Origin of the sequence: uncultured Eubacterium sp., from assembly GCF_937958975.1 — a bacterium.
In the GTDB taxonomy this organism is placed as follows: domain Bacteria; phylum Bacillota; class Clostridia; order Lachnospirales; family Lachnospiraceae; genus Eubacterium_G.
In genome coordinates this window covers 1-15,704 of the sequence record NZ_CALGRE010000045.1, presented here as the reverse complement: position 1 = coordinate 15,704, position 15,704 = coordinate 1, and the positions used below count along the sequence as shown (strand labels likewise).

Genomic DNA, 15,704 nt, shown 5'->3' with positions numbered 1-15,704 from the left:
TTTCTAATTTACAAGCTATATCTGAAATTTCTTTCATTTATTATTTTCAGTTCATCGGGAACACCTATATGCTCTCCCGGATTTATTGTACTATGACTCTCGACAATACAATTTTCAATCACTGTATTATCTCCAATATAAACGTCATTTAAAATAATTGAATTTTTAATTACACTATTGTTTCCAATATATGCCTGCTTAAAAATAACTGAACCTTCCACAGTTCCATTTACAATACTTCCACTGGAAATCAAACTATTCTTCACATTGGAACCCGGATTATATTTTGCCGGTGGTAAATCTTCTACCTTAGAGTAAATATCCGGATACTGCTTAAAAAAGAAATCTCTCACTTCCGGTTTCAGGAAATCCATATTTGTATCATAGTAACTCTTTACACTTGCAATGTTTTTCCAGTAGGATTCTAACTTGTATACATAAATTTTCTTTATGTTCTTATTTCTAATAATAATGTCATTTACAAAATCATATCTGTCCTCTGCGATACACTGCTCTAAAAGCTGTATTAAAAATCTTCTTCTTATGATGTAAATACCTGTGGAAATCAAACCACTTGTATTGTTAAGAGGTTTTTCCTCAAAATCTGTTACCCTTCCGTTATTATCTGTACTTACCACTCCAAAAGAGGTGACATCCGCTCCTTCTCCCATATCCTTACATACTATTGTAATATCTGCTCCGGTTTCAACATGTCTTTCCAGCACCTTATTATAATCCATTTTATACACTGCATCTGCCGAGGCAATCACTACATATGGCTCATGGCTCTTTTTTAGAAATGCAATATTCTGTGCAATTGCATCTGCTGTCCCTCTATACCAGAATCCATTGTCAGATGTAATAGACGGGGTAAATACATATAACCCACCTTGTTTTCTACCAAAATCCCACCACTTTGATGAACTTAAATGTTCATTTAAAGACCATGCATTGTACTGAGTCAGCACCGCTACTTTCTGAATATGGGAGTTTGACATATTACTGAGTGCGAAATCAATAGCTCTGTAACTTCCTGCTATTGGCATTGCACCCACCGCTCTCTTCTTGGAGAGTTCTTTCATTTTACTGTTATTTCCGCCTGCTAAAATTATACCAACTGCTCTCATTAAATCTCACCTGCCTTAACTATATAGCCACCTGATGGGAGCTTTCCTTCAGGATAATCCGATATCTCTGTCTTTCCTGAGATGGCAACATTCTTTCCAATTGTCACTCCATCAGGAACTACTGAGTTTTCACCAATAATTGCCAATTCACAATTATAAATTTTCTGACTTAACTGGCTGTCAGCATAATCTCCAACACCGATAGTACAGTCTTTACCGATTATAGTGTTTTCTGCAATAATCGCATTGTAAATCTTAGTACCTTTTCCGATTCTACATCCCTGCATAATAATTGAGTCATGTACTTCAGCTCCCTCTGCAATATCAACATTTGCACTGATAACTGAATTGAGAACTTGTCCTCTCACATCACACCCATTACAAACAATACTTCTCTCAATCTTTGAATCTGCTGAAACATACTGTGGTGGAAGCGCCTCACTCTTTGTATAAATCTTCCAAAATTCTTCGTATAAATTGAACTCCGGAATAATATCTATTAATTCCATGTTTGCTTCCCAATATGACTTGAGCGTTCCAACATCCTTCCAATATCCTGTGTATTCATATGCAAATATCCGTTTTCCACCTTCGTGAACATAAGGAATAATATGCATACCAAAATCGCAGTTTGGCTGATCTTTTAGTTTAATTAATGCCTCTCTCAGTACCGGCCAGCTAAAGATATAGATGCCCATAGACGCAAGATTGCTTTTTGGATGTTCCGGCTTTTCCTGAAATTCTGTTATTTTATGGTTTTCATCAGCAACAACGACACCAAATCTGCTAGCCTCCTCGATAGGCACTGGCATAGCTGCTATCGTGACGTCTGCGTTGTTTGCTTTATGGTAATCAAGCATAACTTCATAATCCATCTTATAAATATGGTCACCCGATAAAATTAAAATATAATCCGGATTATATGTTTCCATATAATTTAAATTTTGGAAAATTGCATTTGCTGTACCTGTATACCATTCTGTGTTCTCACTTTTTTCGTATGGTGGGAGAACTGTCACACCTCCAATATTTCGGTCGAGGTCCCAAGGCATACCAATACCAATATGGTCATTCAGCCTGAGTGGCTGATACTGTGTAAGTACGCCTACCGTATCTACCCCTGAATTAATACAATTGCTTAGCGGAAAGTCTATAATCTTATATTTTCCACCAAAAGCAACTGCCGGTTTTGCAACTTTTGCCGTTAGCACACCAAGACGGCTGCCTTGTCCACCCGCCAACAGCATTGCAATCATTTCTTTTTTAATCATGTCACTTACCTCGCTGCTTATTTTAAGTATATAAAATTATACCATTAAATGGATTTTAATAAAAGTATTTTTATTCTTTTTTTTATTTATTTTTTCTCTATTTTTCTTTATTTTTCGTCTTTTATTGTGCAAAATAACCAATTTTTTTGTTACTTTTTAGCAGTTTTTCTTTTTATCAAACTGTAATTAATATTTGTTATCTATCGAACCTTAAATATTATCTCTATTTTTTTAGATATCAAACATAAAATATAAAAAAAACTTCATTCTTATTTATAATAAAATTTACGTTAAAATCTTTAAAAAGTAAAAAAACGAGTGTATAATTAGATATGATTTTTATGGAGATTGGAGAATTAATATGTATGAATTAGATTTTAACACTCCTGCTAAATTACACTTTACGGGTATTGGTGGAATTAGCATGAGCGCTTTGGCAGAAATAATGATTTCAAGAGGTTTTACCGTTACCGGTTCTGATACACAGGAATCTGATATCACAAAGCATTTAATTAACCTGGGAGCCACTATTTACTACGGACAAAAACCTGAAAATGTTTCTCCCGATACCGAAGTTTTAATTTATACAGCGGCTGTAAAACAGGATAATCCTGAATTGATGACTGCAAAGTCTATGAATATTCCTCTTCTGACAAGAGCAGAATTTCTCGGACAGATTATGTTAAACTATCCTATGGCAATTGGTGTTTCCGGCACACACGGAAAAACAACGACAACTTCTATGCTTTCACAAATTATGCTGGAAGCAGATACAGACCCGACTATATTAGTAGGCGGAATCATGCCTGCCATAAAGGGAAATACAAGAATCGGACACTCAGATAAGCTAATAACAGAAGCATGCGAATATACCAACAGTTTCCTATCTTTCCAACCAAACATGGCGATTATTTTAAATGTCGCGGCAGACCATCTTGACTTTTTTAAGGATTTAGATGATATCAGGCATAGTTTTAGAAAATTTGCGGAACTTGTTCCTGAAGACGGTGCACTTATTATCAACAGTGATATCGATAATCTGGAATACTTTACGAACGGTTTAAAATGCAAAATCATTACTGTTGGTTCCGATTCTGCAAAAAGCATATACAGCGCTGCCAATATAACCTATGATGAATATGCGAGAGGCTCCTATGATTTAGTTGTAAATGGTGAAATAAAAACACATGTAACTCTCAACGTCACAGGAGAACATAATATATATAATTCTCTTGCTTCCATTGCTGCGGCACATTTTATGAATATCAGTGATAAAGACATTTTAGCGGGTCTGAAAGCATACGGCGGAACAGACAGACGCTTTCAGCTCAAAGGCAAATTAGGGAATATTACCATAATAGACGATTACGCCCACCATCCTGATGAGATTAGAGCCACTATAAATACTGCAAAACATTATCCACACAAAAAGATGTGGGTGGTATTCCAGCCTCATACATACACAAGAACCAAAGCTCTGCTTCCGGAATTTGCGGACGCTCTCAAGGATGCCGACACGGTTGTCTTGGCCGACATTTATGCGGCAAGAGAAAAAAATACTCTTGGAATTAGTTCCAAAGACGTGATGGATGAGCTGAAAAAATCCGGCGGAAATGTTTTCTACTTCCCAAGTTTTAGCGAGATAGAAAATTTTTTATTGGAAAATTGTTCTGATAACGATTTGTTAATAACAATGGGAGCCGGAGATGTAGTAAAAATCGGAGAACACCTTCTTGGAAATTAACTTATTAACATTCCACAAAATTTTGTTGATAACTATGAACAAAATTTTGTGGATTTTTTGTTTACATAAATATGCTTTTTAGAAACCACTGTTTTGCTATATAAACTAGGTACTTTGACACAATTCGACAAATTATGAACACGAATTATTATCATTATTAACATTATCAACATTACCTACAAACCCTTTAATAATGGGCATTTCACCCAATTTGTGACGTTGCGTTTTTACATTTTTATGCTATACTTCAAATGTATTTTGAAGAAGATTTAAGAAATTAAAACTTTTGATTGAAGTATTAGGAGAGAAATTATGAGCAGGTTAATTTTAGATAGGGGTAGTTTTGCTGACTTTACCTCCATTTCAAATGTTTTTTTAGATGAATATATGCCAAAGGCCAACGGTGAATTTATAAAAATATATCTTTATTTATTAAGACTTGTCAACGATACCATCAACAGAGATTCTGATGATGATTTGTCTATATCTAATATTGCGGACAAGTTTAATATGTTAGAAACAGATGTGAACCGTGCCCTACATTACTGGGCGGACCAAAGTCTTCTGACACTTTCATCAGATAGCATAGGAAATATTACAGGTATCAGATTTGAATCTCTGCACAGAAACCGTTATTTTGTAAAAGGACTTTCACAAAATACTTCTACTGCCGATATTTTGTCTGATTCCGATGTAAATTCAAGTATTCTTGCAACCGCCTCAGGAGAAAGTTCTTGTGTCCCGATACCGGAAGCATCCGGCATTATTATTCCGGCAAAAAAGAAATATACCGCGAGAGAAATTTCATCTTATTCGGGTGACGAGAGATTTGAACAGTTAACCTTTCTTGCTCAGACATATTTAGGTACAATGCTGAATTCTGCCGATATTAACAGCATTATCTACATGCTTGACGGTTTAAAATTAGATACAGAATTTATTGAATACATAATGGAAAAATGCATTTCCCAAGGACATAAAACGATTTCTTATATTGAAAAAAAAGCAGTTGAATATGCAGAAAAAGAAATTTACACAATAGAAGATGCTAAAATAAACGAACAAATTCGAAAAGACATCTATAAAAATATTTACAAAATTTTTGGCTTAACTTTAAAAACACCCGTGAAAAAAGAAGTTTTATACATCTCAAAATGGACAGATAAGTACGGTTTTTCTGATGAGATTATTTTAGAGGCATGCAATAGAACTATGGAACATACACATGCTGCCAGTTTTCGGTATGCCGATGGAATACTGACGAACTGGTTTAAAAATAATGCCAATTGTCTCGAAGCGATTGAAAAGCTGGACAAGCTTCACTCAGAGGAAAATGCTAAAAACTTTCATGCATTATCCGGTACGTCCAATAAAAAAACAGTAAAACAACGTAAAATAAAATCTTTTGAACAGCGTACTTATGACTACAATCAGCTTGAAAAAAAGATACTTGAAAGTCAAAATCAAAAGTTTGACAAAACAGCAAATATTAATAAATAAATATAAGGAGTATACCTCTAATGGGTCTTACCAGAGAACAATTCGATATTATAAATAACAGTTATAACAACCGGAGATTAGAAAATAAAATAGAAATGGACAAGCGTGTAAAAGAAGTTTATGATAACATTCCTTCGATTGCCGAATATGACAAAGAAATCGCCGCCGCTGCTGTAAATGCTACAAGACTTGCATTATCCGGCGAGCTATCTGCAAAAGCCTCCCTCAGGGAAGATATCGCCCTTATCAGCGAGAAGAAAAGGGCAGCACTTTTATCTCACGGTTATTCAGCTGATTATCTGGATGAAATTTTTACATGCGCTCTATGTCAGGATACGGGATTCATACATGGAAAACCATGTGAATGTCTAAAGTCTGAAATAATAAAATTAATATACTCACGTTCTGAACTGGATAAGATTTTATCATTAGAAAACTTTGATACCTTTAATTTTGATTACTATTCTGAAAATATTATCGATGATATTTCCGGTCTTTCTTCTCTGGAGAATATTGAGAGAATTGTCGACCAATGTCATTATTTTATAAATAACTTTGACAAACAGCCCTGTAATCTGCTATTCTATGGCAGGGCAGGTACAGGAAAAACCTTTATTATTAACTGTATTGCAAAGGAACTGATTGATAAATCATATTCTGTAATATACCTATCTTCTGTCCAGTTTTTTGACTTACTGGCAGATTATTCTTTCAAAAAAAACAACAGTTCCATTTACCGGCAAATCAGTATAACCGAGCTGTTGGGATGCGACTTACTGATTATCGATGACCTGGGAACCGAAATGAGTAATTCCTTTACCGATTCGGCACTGTTTGATTGTTTAAACGAGAGACTTATACATCAAAAATCTACGATTATCTCTACCAATTTTTCTATTGAGGAATTACAAAACAAATACGAAGAGCGTATTTTCTCAAGAGTAATTGGAAGCTACACATCTTTTAAGATTTTTGGTGATGATATAAGAATAAAGAAGAAATTTACTAATTAACACTTTTACACATGGAGGAGAATTTTACAATGGCTATCAAAAAATTTATTGAATCTATTCCTGTTGGACCACTCGCCATCGTAGCATTATCAGGAAGCAAAGCTTTAGGACAGACTGTTGATGCATACATATCTGACTGGAGAAGCGAAAGAATTGAGGCAAAAGAGTCACCGATTACATTTAAGGGATATGTGAAAGATTCTTATCTTTTAAATGTAGATACACCAAGATTTGGTACCGGAGAAGCAAAATGTACTTTAAGAGACACGGTTCGTGGATGTGACCTTTACATAATTGACGATGTGACAAATTATAGTGTTGAATATACTGTATGCGGTCATAAAAACCATATGTCTCCTGATGACCACTATGCCGATATCAAAAGGGTTATTGCAGCTGCCAGCGGCAAGGCAAGAAAGATTACAGTTATTATGCCTTTCCTTTATGAGAGCAGACAGCATAGACGTTCTTCGAGAGAATCTATGGATTGTGCAGTAATGCTTCAGGAACTGGTGAATATGGGAGTAGATAATATTCTTACATTTGATGCCCACGACCCTCGTGTGAATAACGCAATTCCTGTCAGCGGATTTGAATCTATAATGCCAACATATCAGTTTATCAAAAATCTTTTGAGAAATGTGGATGATTTAATCATTGATGCCGACCATTTAATGGTAATCAGTCCTGATGAGGGGGCAATGGGAAGAGTTGTTTACTTTGCAAATGTACTTGGAATTAACATGGGAATGTTTTACAAGCGCCGTGATTATACGACTATAGTAGACGGAAGGAACCCGATTGTGGCTCATGAATATCTCGGAGAATCTGTTGAAGGTAAAGATGTACTGATTATCGATGATATGATATCATCCGGTGACAGTATGTTAGATGTAGCAAAACAGCTCAAAAAGCGTAAAGCAAACAGAGTTTTTGTTGCTTCTACATTTGGTCTTTTTACAAGCGGATTAGAGCGATTTGACAAGGCCTATGAAGATGGATTAATCTACAGAGTCATGACAACAAACTGTATTTATCAGACTCCGGGACTGCTCTCCAGAGAATGGTATATCAATGTCGACGTGGCAAAATATACTGCACTCTTTATAGACCGATTAAATCACGATTCCTCTATCAGCGATTTATTAAATCCTGCAGAACGAATCACAAAGAAAGTGAATGAATATAAAAACAAGCAAAAATAATTTGTTAATTATGTTTTCTTACAGTTAAATACAAAAACAGAGCAGATATTAAAAATTTCACTAATTTTCAATATCTGCTCTGTTTTTTTAACTCTATACAGCACTATCTCTTGAAAATACTGTTAGTTTTATAGTTTAATAAAATTATGTTTTATCTGGAGCTTGTCCGCCATGACTTTTTCTCTTGTATGGCACGAGAATATAATTACCTGTTCCATATTTTCAGCCATAAATTTCATTGTATTTCCCATGCGCTTATTATCATACATAACAAATGCATCATCTAAAAGAATCGGTTTTTTATCTTTCTCAAAAATAATATCTGCCGCACCCAGACGAAGCGCCATATAAATCTGTTCTACTGTTCCCTTGCTCAGCTTTGAGGCAGGAATTAAAGACCTCTTGCCATTAATAGAAATATTTAACCTGTCATCTATGGATAAACTGTCATACTTTCCGTTTGTAATCTTAGACATATAATAAGAAGCACGTTCATTTAATTTCTTGCCGAAACTGTTTCTAATCTCAGCTGCAATCTCTTCAATATTTTTCTTAGCCTCTTCTATCGCACTGATTTCAACCTTTGCCCTATGTATCACCTCTATCCTATGATTCAATTCTTCAATATGGCTTTCCAGTTCAATTTCTCTCTCTTTCTTTTGTTCAAGTATCCATCTTGACTTTGAGACAGACTCGTTTATTTCTCTTTCCTGACTCTCAATCTCTCTTAATTTCTGGCTATAATCCTCTGATTTTACTTCTTTTTCTTCCTCTCCCTGAATCAACTCCTGTGCCGCCTCTAAGGCCTCTTTTTTGCTGCTCATCTGACGTTCAGCATATAATTCCTCATGTTTTGCCGCATCCAGCTTATCCAAAACGAGTTTAAGTTCCTTTAATTTCTCTAATTTCTTTCGTCTCTTTTTTTTATTAAAATGATATTTAACAATAGAAAGTATTCCAAAAAATGCCGCACATCCAATGCAAACCAGAGGTCTCAACCAATACTCTGACAATGATAGCATTTCTATATTTCCTATCGAGAAACCAATTGCCGCGCCTATGCATGCCATCGTAAATATAATAAATACTATTGGCATATTACTTCTATTGACAACCTTTTCCGTCAGCAAATCCATCGTGTTCCAGTCATCTATCCCTTTGTTTTTTAGTTCCGTTTCTAACGTTTTTTTATGCTCCCGGATTTGTTCCAACGTAGAAGAATACTTTTCTATATCTGCTGTATATGACAATATCTCCTGATACAGATTATCTTTTCTTTCATTTTGTTTTGCCAACTCTTCCAGTCTTTTCGCATCTAAGGCAGATAATTCTTTTTTCTGTTCTTCCAACCTTATCGATGCCTCTCTTTTCTGTTCCAGTGAAGCTATAATTCCATGCTGTTCACGCTCTAATATCTCTAATTGGTCGGTGGAATTTCGTATGGATTTTAAAATAATATCTTCTTCTCCGATTTTATTATCCGAAGCAATCTTCTTTCTCTCCGCCTCCAATTCCTCAAAAGCATCTTTTATGTCAATTTCCATTGATTTTGTAGAGCCAAGGTTTGCCGCATAATTTTTTAAAATCGCTTCTAATTCTTTGTCTGTGACGCTTCCCAACTGACTGATACTAATCGTATTATAATAGCAGTTTTCATCCAGGCCGGAAAATAAATGTTCAATTTCTTCACTTGCCAATTCCACACCTAAATCTTCATTGACCACTTTAAAACTTTTATGCTCTCTGCTAAAATTCCGCTCTATACGGTAAGTAATTCCCTCACTTTCTATGCGCATCATTCCCTGATAATTTGCCGGGTTTTCCCAAGGTTCATACTTAGAGTATGTGTCTTTGATGCTCGCTTTTCCACGCTGCTTCTCAATGCCAAAAAGCATACCTCTAATAAACGTATGAAGCGTTGTCTTACCCGCCTCATTTTCACCGTAAATTATATTGAGGCCCGGCTCAAGGGATACCAACTTATGATTAAATTTTCCAAAGTTTGTCAATTGAATATCTTTAATAATCATGTTTTATCCTCCATAGCCTGCGCTAATGCCTTTGTCCCATAATAAAGGGCCTTCTGCTGCATCGTATTTAAAGATTCCTTTTCTAAATATTTACCGATAAACATTCCTAATATATTGTCCTTATTATCCTCATATAGCTCCTCAAAATCAAAATCCGGAATTGTTTCATCTATAACAGATACAATATTTCCACAATCCTGAAGCTCCTCAAAATCAATTATAAACTCAGGGGCCCGATACCCATTAAATGTAATACGGTACATATTCTCCCGGCCTCTCTCCTCGAAAATATCCATGAGCCGGTGTCTTATCTCCATATTTGTAGCTGTTGGGGTAACCGTAAAATCCAAATCCATATAGATTCTCTTAGAAAAAGGAATTAGCTCTAATTCTAAGCCCTTTTTATCAACCTCACCATATATATACCCTCTTTGACCCATATCATTTACATCAATTGGTTCCAGAGAGCCACAATAAGCCATTTTATACTTTTCATCCATAAACGGCTTATGAATATGCCCCATTGCAACATAATCGAAACCGGACATCGCAATTTTTTTTCTATTCATAGGTATATGCTTTTCATCACCACCATGAGCAACCAGAATATTAATCATATCCGGTCTGTCTACGATAATCCGGTCATAAAGAGCTTCTCTAATTTCTGTCTGATGATAACTCAGTCCATACACACAGGTATTTAACTCCTCAATTTCAACCTTCTCTATGTTTCTGTCGCCCAAAAAAATAACATTGTCACTCCACTGATATCCTTCATAAAACGAACCTTTTTTCATAGCATCGTGATTTCCTGCACAAAGTACAATTTTAGTTTCCGGTATCGTGGAAAATAAATAGTCTACTTCTTTCAACTCCCTTAAAAGAGGCTGTCTGTGAAACAAATCTCCCGCAATAATAAACAAATCAACCGGCTCTTCCTTGATTCGCTTTATTAATCTCTCAAATGTATGCCAGATTTCATCTCCACGGCTCTTTGCCCAACCTTTTTTACTCTCAGGCGTAGCGCCTAAATGAATATCTCCTGTATGAATAAAACGCATAGTACCTCCCGCCATTTTATACTATTCTTAAGTATATCATTAATAGAATTTTCGGTCAATTCTAAGCCCTGCAAGCTGTCCCTTGATTTTTTAGTTTTTCTGTACATGGCTGTGGTATAATAATGTATATTTATATAAAATATGGAAATTTTAATTAACACATGAGGAGGTTAATATGGATGAAAGAATTAAAAAGCTGGCTTACAATCTGGTAAACTACTCAGTGAAAGTCCAGCCCGGAGAAAAAGTATATATCCACTATATCGGTGATACTACAAAAACGCTTGCAAGGGCTCTCGTAAAAGAAACATATAATGCAGGCGGATTACCTTTTGTACACAATACAGACACGACCCTGCAGAGAGAAGTTCTGCTCAACTGCAATGAAGAACAAATGAAACTGATGGCAGAGATTGATGCAAAAGAAATGTCTGAAATGGACTGTTATATTGCAATACGGGGAACCGATAACATCGCAGAGCTTTCAGATGTTCCCGAAAAACAGATGCATATTTATGAAACAATCTATCAAAAAGAAGTCCACAACGATATTCGCGTTCCCAAAACAAAATGGGTAGTTCTTCGCTATCCCAACTATGCAATGGCACAGCTCTCTAATATGAGTTTAGAGGCTTTTGAAAATTTTTATTTTGATGTCTGTACATTAGATTACAATAAAATGTTAAATGCAATGCAGCCTCTCATTGATTTAATGAATAAAACTGACAAAGTGCGTATGACCGGTCCCGGAACAGATATATCGTTTTCTATTAAAGATATTCCTGCGATTCCCTGTGCCGGAAATATGAACATTCCTGACGGTGAAGTTTATACAGCCCCTGTGCGCAATTCTGTAAACGGAACTATCCAATATAATACGCCAAGCGTTTTACAGGGATTTACTTTCGAAAATATAAAACTGACATTTAAAGATGGAAAAATTATTGATGCCGTTGCAAACGACACAGAACGGATTAACAAAATCTTTGATACAGACGAGGGCGCCAGATATGTGGGCGAGTTTGCAATTGGTGTAAACCCTTATATTACCAAGCCGATGAAAGACATTTTATTTGACGAAAAAATTAAAGGATCTATTCATTTCACACCGGGGAACTGTTACGACGAAGCGCCAAATGGCAATAAATCAGCTATTCATTGGGATTTAGTATGGATACAGACACCGGAATTTGGAGGCGGAGAAATTTACTTTGATGATGTGCTCATCAGAAAAGACGGACGATTCATTCCAGATGAGTTGCAATGCCTGAATCCCGAAAATCTAATGTAATTATTTTAAAAAAGAGGAGTCTGCATAGATTTCATTCGCCATCTGCGAAAATAAATATTGCACACTCCTCTCTTTATACACTTTTATGATGAATAATGTTCTTCAAACACCCATATCTTGCTTCCCTTTTCATCGGTTACCAGGCCATAAGCCTCTCTCGCTGCTTCCTCGGCTTTTTTTCTGCTCGTATAAATTCCCTGCAGCTTTCCATAACCATAAACATAAAACTTTCCTTCTTTTTTTGTCACAAACTCAGATTTCACCTCCGAATTACTGCGAAACTGTAGTTCTCCCCATTTACCAATAGATAGTTCTATATTTGCATCTAATTTATTTGTAAAAGACAGTGCCAATTCACGCATTTTCATATCGTCACTATAATAACTGGAATTTGCCACCTGTACTTTATCCTCTGTATTGTCAAGAAGCTGGTCATCATCTATTCGTTTGCCTTTTCTAAAACGTTTAAAGCTGATAATCGTATCCGTTATCTCAACATCCGTCATCGTAATTCCACGCTGTGAGTAAGATTTTACTTCTTTTAAATTCTCATCTACTATCTTTAATTCCCCAATAGGAAAGCTGGTATAGTTCTTATTCGGGGATATTTTCCCTGTTCCATAAACAAGATTTGCTCCTGTGTACCCACATACCGTAATTTTGTCACCCTTATCTGCCAAAATCTCATTTTTGTTGCCATTCACCAAATTAACAATCGTAATACTGTCACTATTTAGTCTGCTTCCATTTGTATTGTAAGCAATTACCGTTCCCTGTTCATTTACTGTCAAACAGCCATCTTCCATATTCTCTATTAATGTTCCCCATTCCTTTGTTCTCAGATTTGCAAAATACACAGTTCTCCCAAGCATAATATAAAGGGTACCATCCCCCTCATAACAGAGCTGTGACATCTGTGTTTCTAATATCTGTGCCGGCTCGTCACATGGAATAAATGCCTTTTCTATGGATTTATTTTCCTTCCAGCTATATTCCATAATAGATATCCCATTTTTCCCCACATGGTTTTTACTCGGACTATATCCATAAATCATATATTCGGTATTTCCGTCATCATTTACTTTGAGCACTTTAGAACGGATTTTATATAATTGTTCACTATTTGCAGCCTTCGCATGATATACTTGCGCAAACTTTTTATTTACAGTGTCCATTGTATATACGTCTCCATTTATTGCGTAAGATATAAAATTCTGCTTTTCACTTTCTATATGTTTTATCGCAGACTGCTTTTGTATTCCCAAGTCGATAAAACTATTACCCACATTATTTTTGTTTGCTTCCCAAATTTGATTGACTTCTCTATTATATGCCAAGACATACTGTTTACCCGAAAAAGTCCACACAGTAATTGTCTCAGAAACATTATACGTTTCCTCAATTTTCTGGGCATTTTTTGCCTTAATCTGATAATTCATCGTATAAGTTCCTGCTTCCCCACTATCCTTAATACAAAAATCCTTTATATAAACTTTACTCTTTGTAATTTTTTCGGGGTGAAGCGTTTTCCAAATTAACATACCATAATTTGACCTAATTGTAGTCTCACCTAAACTATCGCTGGCATACTCAGAATTTGGCTCTAAATAAGCCGCCAGCTCTGACGATTTTTCCTCGTCAAAAGTCTTATCACTAAAGTCTTTTGCAAAATCAATCTGCTTCCCGATAATATCCTCTCCAATTGACATCACTCTGGTATAATAATATATTTTTTCATGCTTATCTGTCTGCATTGTAAATTTAAGCAGATACTCCTGTCCTTGCTCCATAATGGCACTGGCATGATAATCAAAAAATATTTTCCCATCCTTTTCTTCTAATCCGTCAATACTACCATTATCTATGAGTTTATCGTTTTCAGCATAAGTCACTTCATAAGATAAACTTTTAACTTTATTTTTGTTTACTCTGATTTCCATTGGCACAGTGTTATCAGGGAGAACCGGTACAATATTGTCTCTCATATGTCCATGATTCATCTCCATTGTATAACCATCTATAGTCCCTATAATTTCTCCATCATAGTATATATTAACATCCGGTATACTATCTGTAACCTGACTTACATTGATTTCTTTTTCTTTTTTTTCTGACTGCTTCTGATTATACATAACGCCAATGGTTATAGCTGCGCCTAATATAATTAAAATTACAATTACAATTATTACTTTTTTCATTCTTTTCTCCAAGCAAACCTTTTATGCTGACAAAGGGCAGCTACACGACTGCCCTTCTATCATTCAAACTTTATTTCTTTTTTGTGCTTTTTGTTTTTCTTTTAACAACCTTGGGAAATTCAAAAACTACTGATTCAAAAGGTCTTAATGAAATCTCAAGCCTATAAGGCTTTCCATCGCATTCATCTTTCTTTGCCTTGTATTTTACTACCTCGGTATCTCCTGTTTCCGTTGTAAGGATTCTCTTGTAGGTTCCCGCTTTCGGTACACCAACTACATAATCAGGCCTCTCTACCGGTGTAAAATTACATACAAAACCAATCGAATTTTTATAATCTGCCTCTGTTGTTTTTCTAATAAAGCTAAATATACTTCTCTCCGCATCATTTGCGTTAATCCACTCAAACGCTTTATATCCCTTTGTCTCGGTATACAATGCCGGATAACTTTTATACATATGAAGAAGCGTCTTCACAAACTCCTGCATATCTTTATGCTCCGGCTCCTCTAAAAGATACCAATCCAGACTTCTCTTTTCTGACCATTCCTGAAGCTGCGCGAACTCCTGTCCCATAAATAACAATTTTCGTCCCGGATGTCCCATCATAAAAGTATATGCCGTTTTCAAATTTTTAAACTTGTCAGAAGGATAGCCCGGCATTTTATTTATCATGGAACACTTTAGATGAACTACTTCATCATGGGAAAGAACCAAAATAAAATTCTCACTGAAAGCATATGTCAATCCAAATGTCATTTTGTTATGATTGTTTTTCTTAAAATATGGGTCAAGCTTTGTATACTCAAGAAAATCATGCATCCATCCCATATTCCACTTATAAGAAAATCCTAAGCCACCATCCTCAGGTGACATCGTTACTCTTGGCCACGCTGTGGATTCCTCTGCAATCACATATGCTCTTGGATTTCTATATCTCATAATACTGCTTAAATGCTTAAAAAATTCTATGGCTTCCAGATTTTCGTTTTTTCCATATTTATTTGGTATCCATTGTCCATCCTCCCTGCCATAATCCAGATAAAGCATAGAGGCAACCGCATCCACTCTCAAACCGTCAATATGATATTTTTCTACCCAAAATAATGCATTTGCAATAAGAAAATTGCTTACTTCAGTTTTAGAATAGTCAAAAACCTTTGTTCCCCAGTCCGGGTGTTCCCCAAGTCTCGGGTCAGCATATTCATAAAGCGGCGTACCATCAAACATTGCAAGTCCATGGGCATCCCTCGGAAAATGTGCCGG

The 15,704-nt window shown here is 35.7% G+C and carries 11 protein-coding genes; 5 read left to right on the top strand and 6 right to left on the bottom strand.

All coding sequences use genetic code 11. The features are described from left to right. Positions 1 to 8 precede the first annotated feature (8 nt). Entirely contained in the window at positions 9 to 1,127 is a 1,119-nt protein-coding gene (gene glgD / locus Q5O86_RS07925) for a glucose-1-phosphate adenylyltransferase subunit GlgD (protein ID WP_302626603.1), read from the bottom strand. After that, positions 1,127 to 2,398, bottom strand: coding sequence for a glucose-1-phosphate adenylyltransferase (locus Q5O86_RS07920; RefSeq protein WP_302626602.1), 1,272 nt, complete (start codon positions 2,396 to 2,398; stop codon positions 1,127 to 1,129). Before Q5O86_RS07920 ends, glgD begins: the two co-directional genes overlap by 1 nt. Before the next feature lie 361 nt (positions 2,399 to 2,759). Between Q5O86_RS07920 and murC the strand changes: the two genes are divergently transcribed. From murC to Q5O86_RS07900, 4 genes are all read left to right on the top strand, one after another. Then, positions 2,760 to 4,142 (top strand): UDP-N-acetylmuramate--L-alanine ligase, encoded by a 1,383-nt coding sequence (gene murC, locus Q5O86_RS07915; RefSeq protein ID WP_302626601.1) that lies wholly within the window; start codon positions 2,760 to 2,762, stop codon positions 4,140 to 4,142. A 312-nt stretch (positions 4,143 to 4,454) separates the two neighbouring features. Further along, complete coding sequence (locus Q5O86_RS07910) at positions 4,455 to 5,642, top strand: DnaD domain protein (RefSeq protein WP_302626600.1); 1,188 nt, start codon at positions 4,455 to 4,457, stop codon at positions 5,640 to 5,642. Positions 5,643 to 5,662: 20 nt separating this feature from the next. Beyond that, entirely contained in the window at positions 5,663 to 6,655 is a 993-nt protein-coding gene (locus Q5O86_RS07905; protein ID WP_302626599.1) for an ATP-binding protein, read from the top strand. Positions 6,656 to 6,684: 29 nt separating this feature from the next. Then, the gene (locus Q5O86_RS07900) at positions 6,685 to 7,860 is read left to right on the top strand and encodes a ribose-phosphate pyrophosphokinase (protein ID WP_302626598.1); all 1,176 of its coding nucleotides are present in this window, start codon (positions 6,685 to 6,687) and stop codon (positions 7,858 to 7,860) included. A gap of 128 nt (positions 7,861 to 7,988) precedes the next feature. On the opposite strand, the gene Q5O86_RS07895 is transcribed toward Q5O86_RS07900, so the two are convergent. Then, complete coding sequence (locus Q5O86_RS07895; RefSeq protein ID WP_302626597.1) at positions 7,989 to 9,890, bottom strand: ATP-binding protein; 1,902 nt, start codon at positions 9,888 to 9,890, stop codon at positions 7,989 to 7,991. Further along, positions 9,887 to 10,951: a DNA repair exonuclease gene (locus Q5O86_RS07890; RefSeq protein ID WP_302626596.1), complete on the bottom strand. Its 1,065-nt coding sequence runs from the start codon at positions 10,949 to 10,951 to the stop codon at positions 9,887 to 9,889. Before Q5O86_RS07890 ends, Q5O86_RS07895 begins: the two co-directional genes overlap by 4 nt. A 175-nt stretch (positions 10,952 to 11,126) precedes the next feature. On the opposite strand from Q5O86_RS07890, the gene Q5O86_RS07885 reads away from it, so the two are divergent. Beyond that, a complete protein-coding gene (locus tag Q5O86_RS07885) occupies positions 11,127 to 12,242 on the top strand; it encodes an aminopeptidase (RefSeq protein WP_302626595.1) in 1,116 nt (371 codons plus the stop codon). 83 nt (positions 12,243 to 12,325) lie between these two features. Here the strand turns inward: Q5O86_RS07885 and Q5O86_RS07880 are convergent, their stop codons facing one another. Next, entirely contained in the window at positions 12,326 to 14,440 is a 2,115-nt protein-coding gene (locus Q5O86_RS07880; RefSeq protein ID WP_302626594.1) for a hypothetical protein, read from the bottom strand. A gap of 70 nt (positions 14,441 to 14,510) precedes the next feature. Continuing rightward, positions 14,511 to 15,704 (bottom strand): 1,4-alpha-glucan branching enzyme (glgB, locus tag Q5O86_RS07875; protein WP_302626593.1); only part of this gene is annotated, 1,194 nt, incomplete at its 5' end.